17 protein-coding genes are annotated in these 21,405 nt (G+C 36.4%); 5 read left to right on the top strand and 12 right to left on the bottom strand.

All coding sequences use genetic code 11. The features are described 5' to 3' along the window. Positions 1-68 precede the first annotated feature (68 nt). On the top strand, positions 69-872 hold the full coding sequence (locus tag AC1TPB_RS10050) for an ABC transporter ATP-binding protein (protein ID WP_482076339.1): 804 nt from the start codon (positions 69-71) through the stop codon (positions 870-872). 2 nt (positions 873-874) lie between these two features. Continuing rightward, entirely contained in the window at positions 875-2,011 is a 1,137-nt protein-coding gene (locus AC1TPB_RS10055; protein WP_482076340.1) for an ABC transporter permease, read from the top strand. Between the two features lie 268 nt (positions 2,012-2,279). On the opposite strand, the gene AC1TPB_RS10060 is transcribed toward AC1TPB_RS10055, so the two are convergent. Then, entirely contained in the window at positions 2,280-4,796 is a 2,517-nt protein-coding gene (locus AC1TPB_RS10060; RefSeq protein WP_482076341.1) for an AAA family ATPase, read from the bottom strand. Between the two features lie 294 nt (positions 4,797-5,090). On the opposite strand from AC1TPB_RS10060, the gene AC1TPB_RS10065 reads away from it, so the two are divergent. After that, entirely contained in the window at positions 5,091-5,807 is a 717-nt protein-coding gene (locus AC1TPB_RS10065; protein WP_482076342.1) for a hypothetical protein, read from the top strand. Between the two features lie 133 nt (positions 5,808-5,940). On the opposite strand, the gene AC1TPB_RS10070 is transcribed toward AC1TPB_RS10065, so the two are convergent. The 11 genes from AC1TPB_RS10070 to AC1TPB_RS10120 all read right to left on the bottom strand — a co-directional run bounded on the left by AC1TPB_RS10070 (position 5,941) and on the right by AC1TPB_RS10120 (position 18,775). Next, positions 5,941-6,519, bottom strand: a complete 579-nt coding sequence (locus AC1TPB_RS10070; RefSeq protein ID WP_482076343.1) for a hypothetical protein — start codon at positions 6,517-6,519, stop codon at positions 5,941-5,943. Positions 6,520-6,896: 377 nt separating this feature from the next. Then, positions 6,897-7,856, bottom strand: coding sequence for an NAD(P)-dependent alcohol dehydrogenase (locus AC1TPB_RS10075; RefSeq protein WP_482076373.1), 960 nt, complete (start codon positions 7,854-7,856; stop codon positions 6,897-6,899). 81 nt (positions 7,857-7,937) lie between these two features. Next, entirely contained in the window at positions 7,938-8,636 is a 699-nt protein-coding gene (locus tag AC1TPB_RS10080; protein ID WP_482076344.1) for a DUF4386 domain-containing protein, read from the bottom strand. A gap of 230 nt (positions 8,637-8,866) precedes the next feature. After that, positions 8,867-9,055, bottom strand: a complete 189-nt coding sequence (locus AC1TPB_RS10085; RefSeq protein ID WP_482076345.1) for a hypothetical protein — start codon at positions 9,053-9,055, stop codon at positions 8,867-8,869. Then, the gene (locus AC1TPB_RS10090) at positions 9,043-9,477 is read right to left on the bottom strand and encodes a helix-hairpin-helix domain-containing protein (protein WP_482076346.1); all 435 of its coding nucleotides are present in this window, start codon (positions 9,475-9,477) and stop codon (positions 9,043-9,045) included. Before AC1TPB_RS10090 ends, AC1TPB_RS10085 begins: the two co-directional genes overlap by 13 nt. A 21-nt stretch (positions 9,478-9,498) precedes the next feature. Further along, the gene (locus tag AC1TPB_RS10095; protein ID WP_482076347.1) at positions 9,499-9,711 is read right to left on the bottom strand and encodes a hypothetical protein; all 213 of its coding nucleotides are present in this window, start codon (positions 9,709-9,711) and stop codon (positions 9,499-9,501) included. A gap of 307 nt (positions 9,712-10,018) precedes the next feature. Beyond that, the gene (locus AC1TPB_RS10100) at positions 10,019-10,963 is read right to left on the bottom strand and encodes a DUF3800 domain-containing protein (RefSeq protein WP_482076348.1); all 945 of its coding nucleotides are present in this window, start codon (positions 10,961-10,963) and stop codon (positions 10,019-10,021) included. A gap of 1,215 nt (positions 10,964-12,178) precedes the next feature. Beyond that, positions 12,179-12,376 carry a DUF2281 domain-containing protein gene (locus tag AC1TPB_RS10105; protein WP_482076349.1) on the bottom strand — a complete coding sequence of 66 codons (198 nt, stop codon included), beginning with the start codon at positions 12,374-12,376 and terminating at the stop codon, positions 12,179-12,181. Positions 12,377-12,836: 460 nt separating this feature from the next. Then, the gene (locus tag AC1TPB_RS10110; RefSeq protein ID WP_482076350.1) at positions 12,837-17,186 is read right to left on the bottom strand and encodes an Eco57I restriction-modification methylase domain-containing protein; all 4,350 of its coding nucleotides are present in this window, start codon (positions 17,184-17,186) and stop codon (positions 12,837-12,839) included. Further along, a complete protein-coding gene (locus AC1TPB_RS10115) occupies positions 17,179-17,928 on the bottom strand; it encodes an N-6 DNA methylase (RefSeq protein WP_482076351.1) in 750 nt (249 codons plus the stop codon). The genes AC1TPB_RS10110 and AC1TPB_RS10115 overlap by 8 nt, the downstream gene beginning before the upstream one ends. Positions 17,929-17,980: 52 nt before the next feature. Continuing rightward, positions 17,981-18,775: a hypothetical protein gene (locus AC1TPB_RS10120; RefSeq protein ID WP_482076352.1), complete on the bottom strand. Its 795-nt coding sequence runs from the start codon at positions 18,773-18,775 to the stop codon at positions 17,981-17,983. Between the two features lie 255 nt (positions 18,776-19,030). Here AC1TPB_RS10120 and AC1TPB_RS10125 point away from each other — a divergent pair, with 255 nt between their 5' ends. Both AC1TPB_RS10125 and AC1TPB_RS10130 read left to right on the top strand, forming a co-directional pair. Then, positions 19,031-20,101: a hypothetical protein gene (locus AC1TPB_RS10125; protein ID WP_482076353.1), complete on the top strand. Its 1,071-nt coding sequence runs from the start codon at positions 19,031-19,033 to the stop codon at positions 20,099-20,101. A gap of 23 nt (positions 20,102-20,124) precedes the next feature. Next, positions 20,125-21,099, top strand: coding sequence for a hypothetical protein (locus AC1TPB_RS10130; RefSeq protein WP_482076354.1), 975 nt, complete (start codon positions 20,125-20,127; stop codon positions 21,097-21,099). Positions 21,100-21,405 lie beyond the last annotated feature (306 nt).

The raw sequence follows: 21,405 nt of genomic DNA on the forward strand, positions 1-21,405 counted from the left end.
AGCAAAGAGATCAAGTTGGGGGACGCTACGGCGTAGGTGAAGAGATTAGTTCTCTCCGCTGAGTAAGAATGAAACAAATTCACGTTAATGACGTATACAAAACTATCGATGTTAATGAGGAGGCTTATATGAAATCGAACTCTAATAAAGCAAAGCTGATACTCGATGTTAATATAACGGAAGCGGGATATGAACCTAATGTTGCAACCATATCTAATATACATATCCAAATTCATCAAGGTGAACTAGTAGGGTTAATCGGCCCTAATGGCGCTGGAAAAAGCACTACGATTAAATCTATTATGGATATTGCACCTTATCGCCTTGGACATGTTGACATAGGAGGTCAATCAGGCACTTACGCATACGTCCCAGAACAACCGATCTATTATGAATACTTCACATTATGGGAGCATCTGTGGTTTGTAGCATCTGTTAATGGAATCGAAGAAAATGACTTCGAACAACGTGCAGAAAAACTTCTTGTGCAATTTAAACTCGTAGACCAGAAGCATCATTATCCAAGTAGCTTTTCCAAAGGGATGAAGCAGAAACTTATGCTCATTCTCGCTTTCATCTTAGAACCAGACTTATTTATTGTGGATGAACCATTTGTCGGACTTGATCCCCAAGCTACAATTGATTTCTTGGCGTTACTTGACGATGCAAGAGCTCAAGGTGCTGGTGTACTGATGAGTACTCATATGCTTGACACTGCCGAACGTATATGCGATTCTTTTGTGCTTATTCATCAAGGGAAAGTTGTAGCAAGCGGAACTTTAGCTGAAATAATAATGGCTGCTGATCTAGATGACCAAGCTACTTTATTTGACTGCTTTAATACGTTAACAACGGATGTGATGTCGTGCTAACAATGGCTCAATTATTCAAAGTTCGACTGAAACAGCATTACTTACGAATTTACAAAGTAGTAGATAGTATTTTTGACTGGTCAGTTTGGCTTTATATCCTTATCCCAGCTGTTGTTATATTCATCGGATTTTATCATGAGTGGTGGCTGGAAACACCTCAGTGGGCAATTAATATTCCATGGGATATAGTTAGTTTAATCATCATTACGATTATTGTCTCCATTGGTCAAATCACTATATTGGTAGAAGATGCTGATCAAGTCGTATTGCTTCAGAAGCCCCGATGGCTATTGTCATTAAAGCGTTATGGTTTGATATATTCTTGGTTCATTGTTCAGCTTCTAAGTTTATGTGTACCGCTAGTACTACTTCCATTTCTAGTATTAGTTAGCGATTGGACTGCTCTACATATATTAATGCTTGTAGCGTATGTTGCGATTAGTAGTATCATTCCGTTAATCGTAAATCATCGTTGGACGATTACAGCAGCTTGGTGGAAGAAATGGCTACTACAACTACTCATTTTCATAATCAACAGCTGTATCATATTCGTACCTATATTCCTTTATCTCGATCATGTTTTCCCATACTGGGTTGGCATTACAATTAATTTTATCGTCGCGCTCATAATGATTAGAAAATATGCAATGACCCCACTTAACTTTCAGCAGCATTTGTCTAATGCCAATGAGAATAAACTTCAATTTACAGGAATGATTCTCAGTCAGTCGATGGAGTTAACTTCAACAAGTAAACGCAAAAAACCTATACTCTTTAGTCAGTCACAACGGTTAATCAATCGTAACAATCTCGGAAGTATAATCGGAGATTTATATATTAAATCTTTGCTTCGAGACTTCGGACAATTAAAAGTATGGTTAATGTTCCTTTCTGTAAGTTGCTTTGCACTAACACAAGTACCGGGATATGCACCATTCGCTGTCATTATCTTGCTAACCTATATTGCAATCAATCTCTTTAACCTACAATGGGAACTATGGTCGAAACGAGATTTTGTATCCTTATATATGAAGCTTGTAGAGCAGCCTTTAAAAGCTAGAAGGGTAGCACGTAATCCGCTGATCGCCTTAATCATCCTTATATGGTTAATCGTAGCGATATGTATGCAGCTACTATAGCAGTCCGCTACGTGAACCAATTACTGCTCCAATCGCCGCTGGCCTCGGATTTATTGTAATAATAATAGTGGTATAAATCCGAGGTCAAAAACGACCGCTATCGCTTTTCCACTAGTAATTGGTTCTCTTCGCTAAGTATTATCATGTAGGAATAAAAAAAATGCCCCACCTTGGGACACATTGTAAAGAGGTGCAGGTGGGGTCTATTATCTTTATAATAACTGAACTGCCACAAACACGTCAACAACTCATTATTAATCTTATATTGTTATTCCTGAACGATAAACTTCTCATTAAGGCTAGTATTACGTCTTAGGTTACGAAAAGTAGCTATAGCATGGGCAATGGCATTCGATTGACCGATGACGCAGCTGAAATCCTTTGCTCTTGTGTATCCCGTATAAAAGATACTATTATCTAGCATATTATAGTTTTCCATCATAACCACCATTAATACAGCAGGCCATTGTGAGCCCTGTGATTTGTGAATCGTCATCGCATAGCAATGATCCAGCTCATCAAATTGGTTCATATACTTCACATAGCCATCTTCATAGCGAACGACGATAACATACTCTTCTTCATCCTGTTGTTGATTGACCTGATAAATTTCTTCGATTACGCCGCATTCACCATTTGTAATGCCAACTAACTTACTGTTCTCCTCGTAGCTATCGGAGCTCGATTTCGTATACCATTTCATCTGATAGTTGTTAGCGGTGTGAATGACTTTATCTCCAGCTTTAAAGTATAACGGTATTTCTTCTGCTTCGTCACTGCCACTTATTTGCTTAACTATCACTCTATTCTCAACCTTGATGCCTGCTTCGCTCTTATTAAATGCTTGCTGAATCATCCAGTTCATTACATACGTGCCGACCTCACCTTTACGCTGAGGACATAATACTTGAATATCCTCAATAGACATATCTCTCGTTGCCAGTAGTCTATCAATGGATCGGATAACGGTATGCTGCACTTTCTCAGCTTCATTCTGATAGATAACATAGGCATCTAATGTGTCTGCACTTGTATCGATCATCTCACCTTGAATGATTTTATTCGCATTTACGATAATACCTGAATCCTTCGCTTGCCGTTTCACGACATCCAATGTAATAACTGGAATCACTTCGCTGCTAATCAAGTCATGAAGTACATTACCCGCTCCAACACTCGGTAATTGCTTCGTATCGCCCATAAATATCACTTTACAGTGAGGTGGGATCGCGCTGAATAGATGCTTCGCAAGCACGATATCTAGCATTGAGCTTTCATCTAAGACGAGACAGTCAATATCTAGCGGCAGTTTCTCATTATGTTCAAATCCACCATCTGGCTTGAATTTGAGCCCACGATGAATCGTCGTGCATTCTCGTCCCGTTGCTTTCGCAGCTACTTTAGATGCTTTTCCAGTAGGAGCAAACACCTTGACGCGGAACGGCATATTCCGCTGTTCATATTGCATTTCCAATAAAGCGAGAATGACTTTAAGCGTAAACGTCTTTCCGCAGCCAGCACTTCCATTCAAAATATACATTCCGCCTGTTTGTTCCGTAAAACTGTTAACAGCTTCTGCTTGCTTACTTTCCAAATGCAATTGATTTGCCTGCAAATACGACTGTATATCCCCTTCAGTATCGTCAAAGGGAATCGTTGGATGGAGCAGTATCCGTAATATTTTGGCGGCAACGATGAGCTCTGATTGATACACCTCTGGCAAATAAATCCGTTCCTCCGACTCAACAAGCTTCATTCGCTCAATCAATCGTTGAATATGATTATTAATCGACTCTATCTCAAACGAAAGCACTGTAAAACGATGCTTTTGCTTCAGCTGGTAGTTTCCTTCGGCTCTGTATCGCGAGCAATGTAGGGACACCGCATCGTAATCAAGCTCATAGCTGCTACCACCTAATTGATACACAATCGTCGCTTGCCCAGCGTATTGACTAAGCAGCTGCTCCATTTCTACTACTGTTAGCTGAATATCTAACGTAGCCTTGACCCGCTGTAGAAGCTCCTCGCGCATTAAGAAACAATGTCCTTCTTGCGATGCCTCTCGTAGTACATAACGAATAGCCGCTAGCATCCGACTTCTCCCAGTAAGATCAAATCCTAACTCTTTTGCAATTTGATCACATCGACGAAAGCCAAAACCCTTCACCAAACGGATTAAAGTATACGGATTTTTCTCAATAACATGATCGACCTCTTGCCCTAGCTCCTTAATTAACCGCTTTGCTTGATTAAGCGTCATGCCCCAATTCATTAATCGGGCTAGCAAATCATAGTTACCGTCAAGCACTTTAATTTGCTGACTCCAGCTCTCGACCAGCTTCATTCCTATACCTGATATTTCGTTAGCGATCCGCTCTGGATCATTCATCAAAATATCAACAACTTCCAATCCATACGTATCATAAAGTAGCTCTGCTCGCTTCTTTAACCCTTTCAAGCTTTGCAGAAAAACAATAACACCCTCTGGCGTCGTTGGCTTTTCAATTTTGATCGAATCAAGCTTTATTTGCTTACTATTTTTATATAAAGTTACTGCACCTTCAATGAGATAAGACTGTCCCTCTTGCAGCGCAAACGGAATATCTCCTGAAATAGTAAATGTCTTTTTCTTATCTTCGATGCATACATAAGCTCCATAGCTTGCTTCCTCATCGAAAAAGACTTCACCATATACTGTCACCTTGCGCTTAATTTTTTGGTTCACTTCCAGCTCTTCAAGCCAGTTAGGGAGTGATTGTTTTGAGAGTCTTGATGGCCATGCCATGGGTTCACCTTCTTTAATGGTTAGTTCATAGTAAATTATCGGTGAATTACTACTACATGTCTATAGGGAGTTGTGTTGGTGTTGGATTGGCAATAATTTAAATATTGAAAGAGACAAATAAGAACATTTGTTCTATAATATAAATAACATCTTGTTCTCTGTTTATTATAACCACCAATTAGTAGAGGGGGTATTACAATCGTATTTAACAAAGCAAGCGTAAAAAATCACATTTATTCTAATAATACACCTACTAGAAGAGACTCTTTTATTCTTACTCAATTACATGAGACATTGCAAGAAACAGAAGACCTAGTACAAACCTTTAAATTAGGTGAAAGCATTCCGTTTCTTCTCTGGAATAACTTATTCAATAAACATACATTAAACGGATTGGATTATGATGAGTATACTGTCAAAAATCCAGCTGGAACGGGTCCAAAACGGTATGACACGGGGAGAAAGGTATTTGTTGACTTTGGATATGGAATAGATAGAGAACTGTTTCAACCTCATCCAGCCATTGTTCTTGGTGATTTCAATGAAATGATTGTTGTCGTACCTACAAACTCGGAAAACGATGACGAGATTTTTAATGGTGAGATCAAAAAGGCAATTTTAAGTGTCCCCAGTGATGCCACTGGTGTGAGGGGCCAGTTTCCAATCTTTCCGAAGGATACAATTATTAATTTACACCAGATTAGACATGTTTCCAAAAACAGAGTACAAAAAGATTTAAGGTGTAATATAAAGGATTATATCGTACCTAATCATATTCTCGATCAAATTAACACACATTTTCCTTATCCAATACTTCAATATGGTGATCATTTGTATAGGGTACTTATATTTAAACTTGCACATCTATACTCACCAGACACCTTACATGAGATCAAACGTCTTCAGCACCAGATATCCTCTCTCACTGCCCAGGTAACTACAATCTCAGCTAAATTAGAAGCATTCATTAATGAAGCAGCCACAGCACGAGAGGATTTCGATCTCAAGTAAATTTTAGTGCAACAAATGGAAATATTGACCGAATCATGAAGATGTGATATTATTAAATTTATTAACACTCTATATTCCCCGCCAACTCTGTTGGCTGTGGTGCTTATCTGAACGTTTTAATTACGTGTCGCCATTATCTCAAGATAATTGTGCCGATTAAAAAAGCCTCCCTTTGGAGGCTTTTTCTCTTTTTACGATCAGCATAGACTTTAATTCTGCATTGGTAGTTCAGGACTTTAATTTGCTGACTCCAGCTCTCGACCAGCTTCATGCCTATACCAGATATTTCGTTAGTGATCCGCTCGGGATCATTCATCAAAATATCAACAACATCCAATCCATACGTATCATAAAGCAGCTCTGCTCGCTTCTTCAACCCTTTCAAGCTTTGCAGAAAAACAATAACACCATCTGGCGTCGTCGGCTTTTCAATTTTGATAGAATCAAGCTTTATTTGCTTACTATTTTTATATAAAGTCACAGCACCTTCAATGAGATAAGACTGTCCCTCTTGCAGAGCAAACGGAATATCGCCTGAAATAGTAAATGTCTTTTTCTTATCTTCGATGCATACATAAGCTCCATAGCTTGCTTCCTCATCGAAAAAGACTTCACCATATACTGTCACCTTGCGCTTAATTTTCTGGTTCACTTCCATCTGTTCAAACCATGTAGGGAGTGATTGTTTTGTAAGTCTTGATGGCCATGACATTGGGTTCACCTTCTTTGGTTGCTATTAATGGAAGGCTTTAATTCTTTTTGGGATTTGTTACCGTTAGTTAATATTTGATTATCTTATAAATTATCGGTGAATTACTACTACATTTCTATAGGGAGTTATGTTGCAGGAGACTTTATTCTAAGCCAATTCGTTTTCCATATACAATATAAGTCCAACTTATATCTGCCAGCAGTATATCTTCGCATGAAAAAACCTCCCGATTAGGGAGGCTACAGATTATTATTTCTTAATAGCTCTATCTAATCAGTCATTACAAATACTTTATCGCCAATTGCAAATTGATGAAGCTAAGAGGGATTCGAACTCCCGCCCCCTGCGCTGCCAGCGAAGTAATCTCCCAGACTCAACTAAGCTTCATGCTCAATGACTACATTGCCCTTCTTATGTCCTAGCTCCACATACCGATGAGCTTCTACCATGGCCGTCAGTGGATAGCTTCTGTCTATGACTGCCGCATAATGGCCATTCTCGATAAGCTCTTTAATATAGAGAAGATCCTCCTTCTTCTCTTGAGCCAGACCCGACAGTACCTTCACTCGCTTTGTTTTGTCGTTCCATGTTCCTCTCAACATATCTGCTAAGCCTGCCGCACCTAGAATTAATTTTCCTTCGTTCTGAACCAATCTCTTGCATTGCGCAAAAGGGAGTTTATTTACCGTCTCAAACACAACATCATATCGCTTTGTATGGCGGTTGAAATCTTCTTTTGTATAATCTATAACATGATCCGCTCCGAGGGATTGCACTAAAGATGTATTAGCTGAACTACATACAGCAGTCACTTCAGCGCCGCTAGCCTTAGCAAATTGGACGGCAGCCGAACCTACAGCCCCTGATGCGCCGTAAATTAGAACTGTTTCTCCTTTTTGAAGTTGTGCTTTATTCAGAAAATGTAGGGCAGTCATTGCTCCGAAAGGAACTGCAGCCGCTTGGGCAAAGTCCATATTTTCCGGAATAACAGCAACACAGCCGTTCTCAGGCACGCATATATATTCACCATATGCTCCCATTGCCATCCCTGTCGTCCCAAATACTTTATCGCCAATTGCAAATTGATGAACCTGAGAACCAACCTTTTCAACTGTCCCTGCAAACACACCGCCCAATATCGGTAGTCTCGGCTTTGTCAAACCGAAAGCAAGTCTGACCGCCCAAGGTTCTGCTTTACGCAAACGCAAATCTGCTGAGTTGACTGCAGTTGCTTGAACGCGAATGAGCAGCTGCTTCTCCTTAGGTAAAGGCTGTTCAACCTCTTGGAGTTGGAGTACGTCCGGCGGTCCATACTTAGTGCAAACAATAGCCTTCATCATTTTCAATGGATTCCCTCCCAATCTATACTAGTACTATGCGAATCGTCTAATCATTCATTACTCATTTGTGCAAATGATTTATTTTCCCATTAGCTTTACAAGATTTTGCTTATGAAATCCCTTCACAATCAACCAGATTGCCAAACTCATCTCATAAACGCCCACAGGCAGGGCAATTAAACCTTTTACTGCTGAGAGAGGAGCTATAATTCCGAACATGTCTAATAGACCCGCGATGAAAACCAATACAGCTGTAATCATACCAAATGCTGCTAACGGTCTTGGCACTAGACCAGTTCTAAACAATAAATAGCTGTACAATAAAGTATTGACACCGAGCATAAAATTAGGACCTAGCATGAAAGTCCAACGGTGACCCGCTTGCAGCAAGTATCCGATTTCAAGGAGATTATGATTGCTTGTTAATTCATTTGCCTCATAATGCATGCTAAGCTGCAATAAAGTTAATATACTCACCACGCCGATGACAATAAAAACCCCTTCCATAAATCGAAAGGTTACATGTCCTAGAGCTAATTGTTCATTCCAACGGCGGAGATAAGGAAACAGCATAACCGCTGTACCTATTGCAAACATGATTAGCAATATATCATTAAATACACCAAACAATATCTTTGATTCATAACCGTTAGTCGCAGCCATAAACCATTGATCTGACAATACGGGATTATACAAAATTAAAGCGATAATCGAAGTAACAGCTGCACCAATGTAAAAAATACCGATAATGATTCCATTTCTCCTGTCTTTTGTCATATACATTTTCTCCTTTTGTTAATTCATTTTTCTTGCTCAGATTTCATATTTTCATTAACTATAACCATAAATTGTAATGTGACGATTAAATTTTGTGGTTTTTTTTGTAATGGAGTTAATTTCATTGGTCCGGAGAAAAATAAAAACACACGACCTTAGGTGTGTGTTTGAACAGGATTATTCCGATATTGCTGACCTAAAATAAGAAACACTTGGAACGCCGTTCGACATCACATAATGAATTTTTCTAAGGTTTCTTCATGAGGAAACTGCTCTGATTGATTCACCTCTGGCAAATAAATCCGTTCATCCGACTCAACAAGCTTCATTCGCTCAATCAATCGTTGAATGTGATTATTAATCGACTCTATCTCAAACGAAAGCACTGTAAAACGATACTTTTGCTTCAGCTGATACATAACGGATCGCATCGACGAAAGCCAAACCCCTTCACTAGTCGGATTAAAGTATACGAATTTTTCTCAATAACATGATCAACCTCTTGCCCTAACTCCTTAATTAGCCGCTTTGCTTGATTAAGCGTCATGCCCCAATTCATTAATCGGGCTAGTAAATCATAATTACCGTCTAGCACTTTAATTTGCTGACTCCAGCTCTCGACCAGCTTCATGCCTATACCTGATATTTCGCTAGCGATCCGCTCTGGATCATTCATCAAAATATCAATAACTTCCAATCCATATGTATCATAAAGTAGCTCTGCTCGCTTCTTTAACCCTTTCAAGCTTTGCAGAAAAACAATAACACCCTCTGGCGTCGTCAGCTTTTCAATTTTGATAGAATCAATCTTTATTTGCTTACTATTTTTATATAAAGTCACTGCACCTTCAATGAGATAAGACTACCCCTCCTGCAGGGCAAACGGAATATAGCCTGAAATGGTAAATATTTTTTTCTTGTCTTCGATGCACACATAAGCTCCATAGCCTGCTTCTTCATCGAAAAAGACTTCTCCATATACCGTAACCTTACGCTTAATTTTTTGGTTCACTTCTAGCTGTTCAAGCCATGCAGGGAGTGTTTGTTTTGTGAGTCTTGATGGACATGGGTTCATCTTCTTTGGTTGCCATTAACTTGTTGCTTTAATTCATTTTGGAATGCGTCGCCGTTAATATTTGATTGTCTTTTAAATTATCGGGTAATGAGTGCGGGGGTGATGATAAAATTGTGTAATGTAGCTTTTATAATATTCTTTAAGGGTTTGTCCATTTTCAATGTTTCTCATTTGACCTAGAGGAGTTGAGCCCTTATCCTAGCATATGGGCGATACAGAGCGAGTCGAGCTACATTATCTACAACAAGCAAGTATTTAGGCGGATGTGTCTCCATAACGAGCCTTCGCCATTCGGTGAGATATTTTATCACATTAGAAATGTATTCCTACCCTTACCATCCAGTTCATCCAAATATCCTAGCAACGTTCGAAAACGCGAATTAGAATACTCCATCATCTCTCGATATTCCTTGGACGTCAAATCAGGATTTCGCAATCGAATAGCTTGCAGCCTGTTCATTTCCTCCACATCATACTGTGTTTGATGAATCAAGAATCTGGACATATAATTGCCAATGGACAGTTCGGATAAGTTTTCACTGCCATTCCAAGCATACAATTTTATTTGACTCTGGAATCGCTCCACATTGCTTCCTTGAGATAGAAAACGGTAGATAAGGTCACTTTTGATTCTGACAGCATCCGACTTCCCCGTATAGCTTTGCTCCATCAAGAATACAACGATTCCCATAAAGGTATCAATAATTTGCAAAGGAATAGACTCATGAGATTTTTCGGACTCAACGGATGTAATTTTGTATCTTTTGTTCCTATAGACAGAATGGGCATTCATCTGCTCTTTAATTTTGGAATGCAATCCAAGCACATCGTATTCATCATTGTGGTCAATTTTAATCTCTACGTCCATTTGATCAGTAAGTTCGCGAGTAATACCGTAGAATAGCCGCTCTGGTATTTTAATGTAGAATAGACTCCTTAACTCCATCGTTGTTAAATCGAGTTGTTGAGCGATGGATTGAGCTTCCATGTTGTTGACAACAAGGAGATTAATATTAATTTCTTGGTTAATAATATGGTTAAGCACCCTGAAGTACTTCTCCAAATGCTTATCATGATTGTACTCACGAAAATGTAATTCGCTCTTGGTACCCAACTTTTCGAAGATGCCTTGCACAGAGCTAATTATTTCCGTCATAACCTGCTCACTGCCTCCATATGCACCATAATATGAATACATCTTATCCGGCTGGTCAATCTTATTTGCTTCATCAAAATATATTCTGTATCTCATGCTACACATCCTATATTCATCATTAATTATGTAATGTCTATATAACTATTAGCCCTTGCTTGACTTTACGCTACACACATATTATCATGATTATACAGGAATACTACGGTTGAGTATAGCTTTCTCCGCTTCGTTAGTAGAGCTGGCTATACTCAATAAAAACCCTTCTCAGCCTCGTTGGCAGAGCTGGGTTTTTTTATTTTTCGTGCAGTAAAAAAAGAAAATCCTATCTAATTTTTGATACAGACTCGCTCTTTTTGTGGAGTTATTGATGGTAAAATTATATTATACAGCTTTTAGTTTGATTAAGCTTTTTGGAAATTAAAAAACTCATGTGCTATTGGCATGAAGTTCACTTACTGCAACTTAAACTCATATTCTTCCTTAATCCTATCAGCCCAATAATCGAAGGTCTACAATCTGCGAACTTGGCATAGTGAACAACGATGACACGTTTTTCTTCATCAATTAAATTCTATGGTGGAATTAACTTTACCGAGCGAACGACCTTTTTTCAATACTTTGTTGTTATATTTTAGTTAATCGACAGGCGTAGTAATATAAAAAATTATATCGTACCTAATCATATTCTTATCAAATTAACATACATTTTCCTTATCCAATACTTCAAGATGGTGATCATTTGTATAGGTACTTATGGTTAAACTTGTACATCTATACTCACCAGATATTCTCTCTCTGCCCAGGTAACTACTCTCTCAGCTAAATTAGAAGCTTTCACTAATAAAGCAACCACAGCACTAGAGATTTTCGATCTCAAATAAATTTTAGTGAAATAGATAGAATTGTTGACCGGATCATGAATATCTTATATCATTTAAGTTATTAATACTCTATATTCCCCGCCAACTCCGTTGGCTGTGGTGCTTATCTGAACGTTTTAATTACGTGTCGCCATTATCTCAAGATAATTGTGCCGATTAAAAAAGCCTCCCTTCGGAGGCTTTTTCTCTTTTTACGATCAGCATAGACATTAACTATGCTTTGGTAGTTCAGGACAGAGATCGACTAACACTTATTTAGAGAACCCCCCCTGTGAGAGTTTACTCGGTCAGTCGGCTGTGAGCTAGCTCATAGAATCAATCTTTTATTTGCTTACTTTTTCACTACACCTTCAATGAGATAAGGCTGTCCTTCTTGCAAGGAAAACAGAATGCACTGAAATGGTAAATATCACAAAATACATTTCCTTACTTATACGCCATTCCATACCTCGTCATCTACAGTGTTATCCCAAAAATCTATACTTGTCTTACTCGCTTCTTCTAAGCTTTTCAATGCATCCTTTTCACGCTTCATATTTAGATAGCCAATAATATCATGCACTTCTGCAGCATCTTGATCTGTAATTTTATCAATCAACCGTTTTAATTCTTCGCGGTTTACGCTCATAGACAACACCGCCTTTCATTTCTTATTACCATTATACTACTTGGAGTTTCGTTTGAAGCATAGGATGTTAAGTTTTCTATTGAAGCTAGCGATTGATATACCTCTTACAGATAAATTCGTCAATTCCATCTTGCTGATTGGTGATGCTCAAGTGCGATATTTGATTGTTTTCTTAAAAATAATCAAATATCGCAAGTAATAGGAATGACTAAACGATAATATTAAAAAAAGTTACTTCCCCAGTTTTTTCATACCAATCTCCATCACTTTTATTTATTTTCACCTTGATTACACATCCGCATTATGGGATGTAAAGGGAAAGATAAAAAACCTTGACCAGCGAAGGCCAAGGGCTTGTATTCCTTGATATACAAGATATATTAACTGTTTGAGATCTATAGATAAATTCTAAGCATATTGAATACCTCATAATCCATTCATGTGAATTTCTTACTTATTTTTATTCCATAGGTCTTACTTTATCTTCAATGAACTGAATTTCATTCTGACTCAAATTATACTTTTTATATAGCTGCTTATCAATTTCAGATATTGATTTTAACCAATTGATATCTGACTCATCAGTGAAGTCTTGAATAGGGACCTTCGACCATTTATCTCGTGTATTCTCTTGGGTTATTTTTAAGACACCTAACATTGCTCTTGTGAATTTACTCTTAATATATTTTAAAACGGCCTCTGCTTCGTATTTGGTTAAAAATCCGCCAATTGAAAGAAATGTTTCTGTAGCACCAACATTAGGTTCTAAAATTAATGGCGAACTTATCACTTCACCAAATGTTCCATTTCCGCTAGCTTTGGGCATAATCACTTTATACTCCTCAAAACTATTTGGAGCATCCAGATACCTTTTATCCATCCAATAATACATACGCTGACTCTTCTCAAGTCCTAAAATACGAATAAATTCCCCTTCGTGCTTAGGCTTATCTTTGTAAACGATAACATCTTTTAACAACCTAAATGCCCCTGTACCAATATCATTCTTATGTCCCTTAGACTGTATATCCTCAATTTCAGGATAATCCTCGTGAGCAGCTTTTGATAACTTATAGACTCCTCGACCAGAAATGAAACAATCCAATGTTTTCTCAGTATTAGAAGCTACTTTATTCAGAATTGAATTTAATTCATCATAGACTGTAAAAATTCCAATCTCTCCAAAGACTTTTTCCTTATCCCTATACGTTATAGCAACTCCTCCTTTAATATCAGTACTTGGAAACACCTTGGAGCTATCATCGAAATAATCTACAACTTTCAGATGTTCATCAGACAACATTTTCTCGTTCCATGTTTTCGGTGTACTTCCTGCATTAAATAAGAATCGGGCAGGATGAATCATTTCTACTTTGTCAGCTAGTTTATAAGACTCTTCCAAAAACTTATGGTAAATTGGTGGAGCATAGGTTTTATTATCTCCTATCGTTTCATCCTGATAAGGTGGGTTTCCTATTATTACATCGAATTTCACTTTATCATCTCCAAACGCCTCATAGATTTTTGTACTTAACTTTTCTTCACTAGCTAATTTCAATGTATCGACTTCTATTAAATTTTTCATCGAAATATCCATCATATCATTATAGATGAAATTTTTAACGATATTATAAATAATATTGCTTGGTGCACATGCATATACTTGATTTTCAAGTATCCATTTAATACGTTCCTGCTGATTCGGAATTTTTTCTTTCAATCCATCGTTTAATTTCTTGACTATCTCTGTAATATACAAACCACTTTTAACATATAGGTCAGCAAATATTTTTGTTTCATCTGAAAATATACCTGGATTTTCTTCTTCTAGGACATTAATCATTTTTTTAACTACTCTTTTTGGTGTGAAGATTTGATTGGTTTTCTGCGGTGGGATATAATCAAAAATATCTTCTTGCAAACTATCGTCAAAATAATTTGCTAAGCGCTCTTTAGTATCTAAAAACTCTTGGATACTAGCATTGAATACAACCTCATTGAATAATCCTTGGATTGTTTTTGTTATTCCATCATCAATATATTCAAATCCATCGCGAAGTTTTTTAAATTCATCTATTGTAATACTAGTTAAATCTACAAACGTATCTGGATCAATATTTACTTCAAAGTTTGTTAATTTAGTATCATCATCCCCGTATGCCATTAAGAACGCTGGGATTGTACGTGCAAATCCTCGTAAATGATCACGAACATCATCTTCAGTTGTTTTCTTTTTCTTTTCTTCTACTTTTTTTATTTCTTCTCCCACAACAGTATTAATTGTTTTTTCTACTTCTTTGTTAATCTCTTTTGCAAAAGACTCTTCAATTTTTTGTTTCTCTTTTTCATATTGTTGAGTTGCTGTTTCTAATACACACTCATCTTGTATTGTTTCTGCTTCTTGTTTTTTGCTTTCATATTCTCTTTCTAACTCTTTTACTTGATTATTTAAAGTCAGACTCTTCTTACTTATAATATCTTCGATAGCAGTACTTACTGAATCTTTTAATTTATTAGTTTGTTCTTTGTTTAAATTAAATGAATCCTTCAAATTAGTAAAGCCATCTGAAAAAGATTCTGTTATATCTTTAGCTAAATTTTTTATATTTTCCTTCTGCTTTTCTTCAGCTTCTTCAAATGAAGATACGACTTCATCAACAACTTCTATTGTTGTATATATCTTTTCACCGAAAAGCTCCTTAGATCTACCTATCACTACTTCCTTCGGTATTTCTACTTCTCCATCATCATTTAGATGGGGATTAGTAACAGATATTTCACGTCGTTTCTCTAGCCTTTTATTTTTCTCTGGCGGTATTTTATCTAGAATTTCTTTAAAAGGTGAATCTCCTGAAAAGATACCTGATATATTAGCAAATAATAAATTACTCATAAATCCTCTTTTCACTACTTCTTTCGATGTAATACGAGTAGGAATTGCTAGGACTTCAGAAGCATTTATTGCATGCATTGCACCATTTTCATCTTCAGCAATAACTGGAAAGAAGTTTAATAACTTTTTAATTTTAGATTTTCTTTCATCTGTCGTCTTGAAGCCACTGCCCGATAAATTATTAGCAAAATCATCATAAAGCCTTAAAGTTCTATTAGGTGAAAAATCAAATATATACGAATTCTTTTTCCTGTGTAGTATCCCGTTATTTTCAAATTCATATGGATTTTGTGATCTGAAAGCAGCCTGAAAATATAAACTAGGAGACTCAATATTATTTAACATTAATACAGCTGTCCATTCAGGAATCGTTACACCCGTTGTCAGTTGTCCCACAGATAGCGTTATCGTTTTATTATGTTTTTCAATCGCACCTCTTACTTTGTCAAAACTCTTTATGTTCTCTATTAAATCAAGTGCCTCAATTTCAATACCTTCATGTAAACTAACTCCATCCCCTGCTGCAAGTATCACTTTATAGTCTTTAAAAATTGGATGATCAGCTAATAATTTTTCGAGTGCCTTTGCTGCATTAACACGAGGTAATAGCCAAAACGTATGATTTAACTCATTACGATATTGATTTTTAGAAAATGGGAATTTCCCTTTCGAAAGGTTGTCTAAAAAACGTGTTACACTTTCTTCATACTCAAATCGTCCATTTTCTTTTACTCTGAAAAATTCATTTAAATCAAAAGCATAATCAACGTTTTTTTCCTCTTCTAAAGTTATCCCTTCTGAAACTTCTTCTTCCACCATCTTACTCATTTGATAAGTAAATAGATTTAAAGTTGGTAAATTTTCATAAGGATTGCTACTAATCGCTGGATCCCAATTTCCTTTCGCTTCTTGCTCATCAACATAAGACCAATTAAATATTTGCTCTTCGGTAAATTTGTTACTAGCTAATGCTTTAAATGGTGTACCAGATAAATGAAGCGTAAAGTCTCTTTTTATTTGACTAAATGCTATATCTGTCTTTTTTGTATCAATTCCTTCATGTGCTTCATCAATAACTAGTAAATCCCAATTCAATCCAGAAAACCATTCCAGTTTTTCATAAATACCACCAGCGAATTTGGCTCCCTTTAAGTCTTGTAATGATATAAAAGTAATCTGCGAAGGATTAGAATAAGATGATGTATCAATAAACTCTAGATATTGTTCTCTTGTCATAGCTTTTCCATTTAATGCTTCTGTTTCTGAAACGAACTTCATATGCGGCTCTTGCCACGCAATAAATTTATGGAAATCATCAAACCATGAATTTGCAATTGCGGGTCTATTAGTTACAATTAAAACATTGGTTGCTTTTAAGTTCCTTATAAAATCGAAAGTTGTTAAAGTTTTTCCGAAACGCGGTTTCGCATTCCACAAGAATTCCCTCGGTTCTTGATCATATTGATCATTTTCTAAATACTCATATGTTTTTTCAACAGCTTGTTGTTGTTCATTCCGCAAAATATAGCCTGAATGCTTATCATCAATTTGGCTCTCGTCGTAGTCAAGATTGATAAATTTATTCGTTAGTTCTTCAGCTTTTTCAATCGTTCCATTAAAATAGAACCATTCATCAGCACGCCCATTAAAATTTTTTCTCTTGATTCCATTTAAGATCAGGAATTTATGTAAATCTTTATCTCGAAACCACCTACCATCGGATTTCCGAGCTACTTTTTCAAATAATATTTCAGGATTTAACCCTGCTGTACCTACTTGTTCGAAAATCCTCGTTACCGCTTCACGTGTAGTGTCGCCTATTTTTACATAACCATCATGGTTGGGAACTTCAGGTAAAGTGTAACCATACACTTTATATTCAACTTCATCAAAAGGCTTAATTATTGTCTTATCCATTTGCTTCCTCCATCTCCTCTTTACAAACATCTATTATATTAACAGGTATATATCGCATCTCTTTTTGCATTTCATTTTCAATCTCACTAGCATCTACTTCTAGTATATCAAACATATCTAATTGAATAAATTGTTGTGCGGTTTTATTAATAACCTTTCCAGATTCTTTTTCTATTTTTTCATGTATTTCATCTAAAGTATATTCTGTTCGCTGTATTTTAATGTATTTGGTTGTTTTATTTACATTAATCGGAAACCACTCACTGAATATCAAAGGTTTACCATCTATTGCTTTCCTCGTTAAAAAATTCCCTTGCCTAATATTTGATGAAATAATTTCTTTGGCACTATCTAACACCTTTTTCTTTAGTTTTCCGTTATGATGTTGAACTTGTTCTTGGTAGTTATCATAATATAGTTGAAACATATTCATCACACATGTTTGAGCATTATCCTCTAATATTTCAATTCCATAAAGTGTCGTTAAGACAAATAAAGAATAATTCTCAAATTGAATTAAATTATTATTATGGTCTTTTCCCACCTTTTTTAGCTTTCTATTTAGTATTGCTACTAAAAATGCTCCTTCCCCCGCTGATGGTTCTAAAAATGTTTGGGAAATATTTTCACATGCTTCTTTTATTTCAGGTAGGTCTAACATTTTGCTCACAATTTTTTTAGGTGTAAAAACTTCTCCATGTTTTTGAACACGTAGCTTACTTTTAATAATTTCTTCTTTCAAATTTAGTCCCCTCCCCTCTTTACGTTTTGTTTTAGATGAAAGATTACACTTTTTATTCTGTATATTTTTTTATATATGCCTTTTCTTTTAATTCAACCACTGACTGTCCATATTCTAGATCAGAATGCATAGATGGTTCATTTATGGTAAACAAAATCCTTTCCAAGTGCTTCTTATCAAACTTAACATCAGGAAACAACTTCCTAAAACACATTTCTATTTTATCTTCTCTGATCTTATTTAATGCTGGTACACTATAATCATACATATCATCAATTTCTCGTTGTCTTCTTTCTTTCACTGTCATATTGGCTAACGATTCGTAATATTCTTGCGTTGCGCTTTCAAAACCCTCTTTCATCCCGGTTGCAATCACTTCTTTTCCTTTACGTTCTAACTCCTTGTTCCTTTTCCTTAATAAATCGACTCTTTTTATCTTCTCTAGTTTTAAGATATCCGATTTCCTATATCTAATATCCCTATTTCTTTTTGGTCTAGGTTGAATACAGTCAAGCTCCAACGCCTCTAACCATCTTTGTATTGTCCTTTGAGTAATAAGTCGATTTACACCATATTTCTTATCAATAAAGTCTAAAATCTCATTTTGTTCAACTTCATCGTTTAATAAATCATCCGCTTTATCATTAATCACTTTATCACGCTCCCAATAATGTCTTGATGAATTTATCAATGTCGTTATAAAAAATGATAGCACCAACGCAATAAGTATGCAAATGCCCACAACAATCTGAACCTTTTTGATATTCAGCACATCTATCGTGTCGCGTAATAATTTGGTTTGTGTTTTAGTAAGAACGCCTACCAATATATTTCCCGTTTTCTTCAATCACGTGTGTGTTTTCTTTATAAGAATCCTGCACCAATTTCTTTAAGTTTCTTCGACTTGACCACAGAAGCCTTAATAGTTAGTAGTAATATTAGTTACTATTAATATTTATAAACGCCTCATAAAAGAGTTCTAGAAGATGCCTATGTATACTAGTGATGAGTGGCAACTAACATGAAAGTAGGTGTTTGTACGCAACTAGGAGCATTCTTTACCCGGTCGTAACAATCAACTAATATTGGGGAGATGAAATGTATGAAGTATAGGTGGCTCTTTGGAGTGGGTATAATTTCTGCTATTTTGACAAGTTGCAATGCTGATACGCCAGCAAATATTAATTCGATACCAAATGAAATCCATCAGTCGGCAGAACAAAATAATAATCCTGCACCTTCAGAAGTCCAATCGAATACAACTGCTACTGTAACCACTGAAGGAAATAAGCAAAATGAAAGTAAGCTTCTCGATGAGCTATTAATTGATGGTTGGAAGGTTGGCGTACCATTCTCTGCGGTTGTCGACAGACTCCCTCAAAATTTAGACTTTGACGAAAATATGCACTATAGCTTCAAATCCAAGGATTTTGACTTGTATTTTACTTGGAGTGGAATTCTCGATTATATTTTCACCAGTGAACTGGGTAAAGGTCTGAATACTGATTTGATTGTTGGAGACGACCAAAAAAAGATAGAGAAGTTCCTTGGGAAACCAAAAGAACAATTCAACACAACAGATGGATATTGGGCTTATTCTTACTCTTTTGAAACCTACGACATAAAAATATATACAAAAAACAACTCAATTCAAGGTATTGCAATGAAACTTACCTTGAAACCAACAATCGATGAAACTGAGAAGATCAGCAATTATTTCAGTGACTATATCGCTGCAAGAATTCCAATCCAGCTTGAAAAACCACAGGTAGAGGAACAACCAAAAGTAATCGTGAAATATGCCACCCATGATGAATTGATCTCATTAAGGAGTGATTTTTTCAAGCGTTATAAAACCTTAGTTGAGATCATTAGTACCGACTCTACTGATTCCGATAAAATGGATGCTATTTTTTCAGATATTGATTTCAATCAAGTTGAAATTGATTTAGAGACTGCACTTCCCCATTGGTCAAGTAATGACCAGATTCTTGGACAATTAGTTACTGAATTCATAGAAGCAGTGCTTGATGTATATCAGTGGCAAGTTATAAAGAATTACTCAGATGATAATGAAATTAGGACAAGTACCTCTTATACCATAAGAGATGCAGTAGTAACAGCGCACAATACGAATCAGCAAATTTTAATGATCCTTAATTTCAATGAATAGACTTCCAGAAGGGGGATATGTAATTGCTATTAGACAATAAGGAAAAAGAAGAACCAAATATAGAAGATCTGACCGAAGTAATAATCTTGTGTAAACAATGTAACCTGCCACTCAATGAAAATTATGTAGTGAGCCAACTCGGAGACTATTTTTGTGGTGACGATTGCCATGGAGTATATCATGATGCTAATACACATGAATTTTCCACCCAAGACGATGAGCACCCTTACTATTTTGATTATTCGTCCATACGACAGCAGTATATTGACTGGAAAGATAATTGGGAGACGTTCATTACATCCAATGAGTACGCTCAATGGGAGGCTGATGATTTAATTGAGGAATTGGATGAGATCATTTGGGCATACAAAGATTTTATACTTACCGAAGGTGATGATGGCATCTTTGCACAGGAAATTTATCAATACACACTGAAGCTAAGGGATATTCAGAAAAACCTATTAGTATGGCGGCCAATACGTGCAAGTTATTATGGATTAAGTTCCGACTACGACTATAATGATGAGTATACGCGCACTAAAATAACTAATATTATAAACAAAATCACTGAAACAGAAGGCCTCGTTTTAGCAGTAAATCGGAGTACAAGACCACACCCATTTCACGAATATTTCGACTGGATATTCGACTTTGAAGTGGATAGGGACAATCTACTTGAATTATTATCGCCTTACTTTAAAGCTGACAACCTTGAATTAGACGCTTACTCAGCCCATTTATGTGACGCTCGATGCGGAGACTTTCTAGACATCGATGACGGAGATAGCTGGAAGGATGGCTGGTTTTATTGTTGGAGCTGCGCATCAAACAAAGAAGTCGGTGAACAAACCGCTGATGTTTTACAGCATAATATCGAGTATTATAACAGACACTTTGACAAGATCAATAAACTAGAAAACCCTGATCGTTTCAGAAGCTTAATACGTCGAGCTTGTCGAATCCATCAAATCGAGTTTCCAGATTGGAGTGTTATATAAGGTAAGACCATTTTTATGAGTCTTTGAATCTCATTTCAAAGACTCATTTTTTATTGTGACTAGGGAGGATTTACTACGGTTGAGTATAATTCTCTCCGCTTCATTAGTAGATAACGTGAATAGTTCGCAAACTGTCGCACAATTGTACCAGCTAATTATGCAACTAGTAATGGAGTATCCCCTAGAGTGAAAGGCTGAATATTATTTCAGCCCCTCCTCATCAAACCGTACGTGAAGTTTTCCTTCATACGGCTTTCCGATGTTCTTCTTTCATGCGCATGCAGATTACAAAAGCGTTTTTAATCC

The sequence above is a fragment of the Paenibacillus sp. Y951 genome (assembly GCF_056786395.1).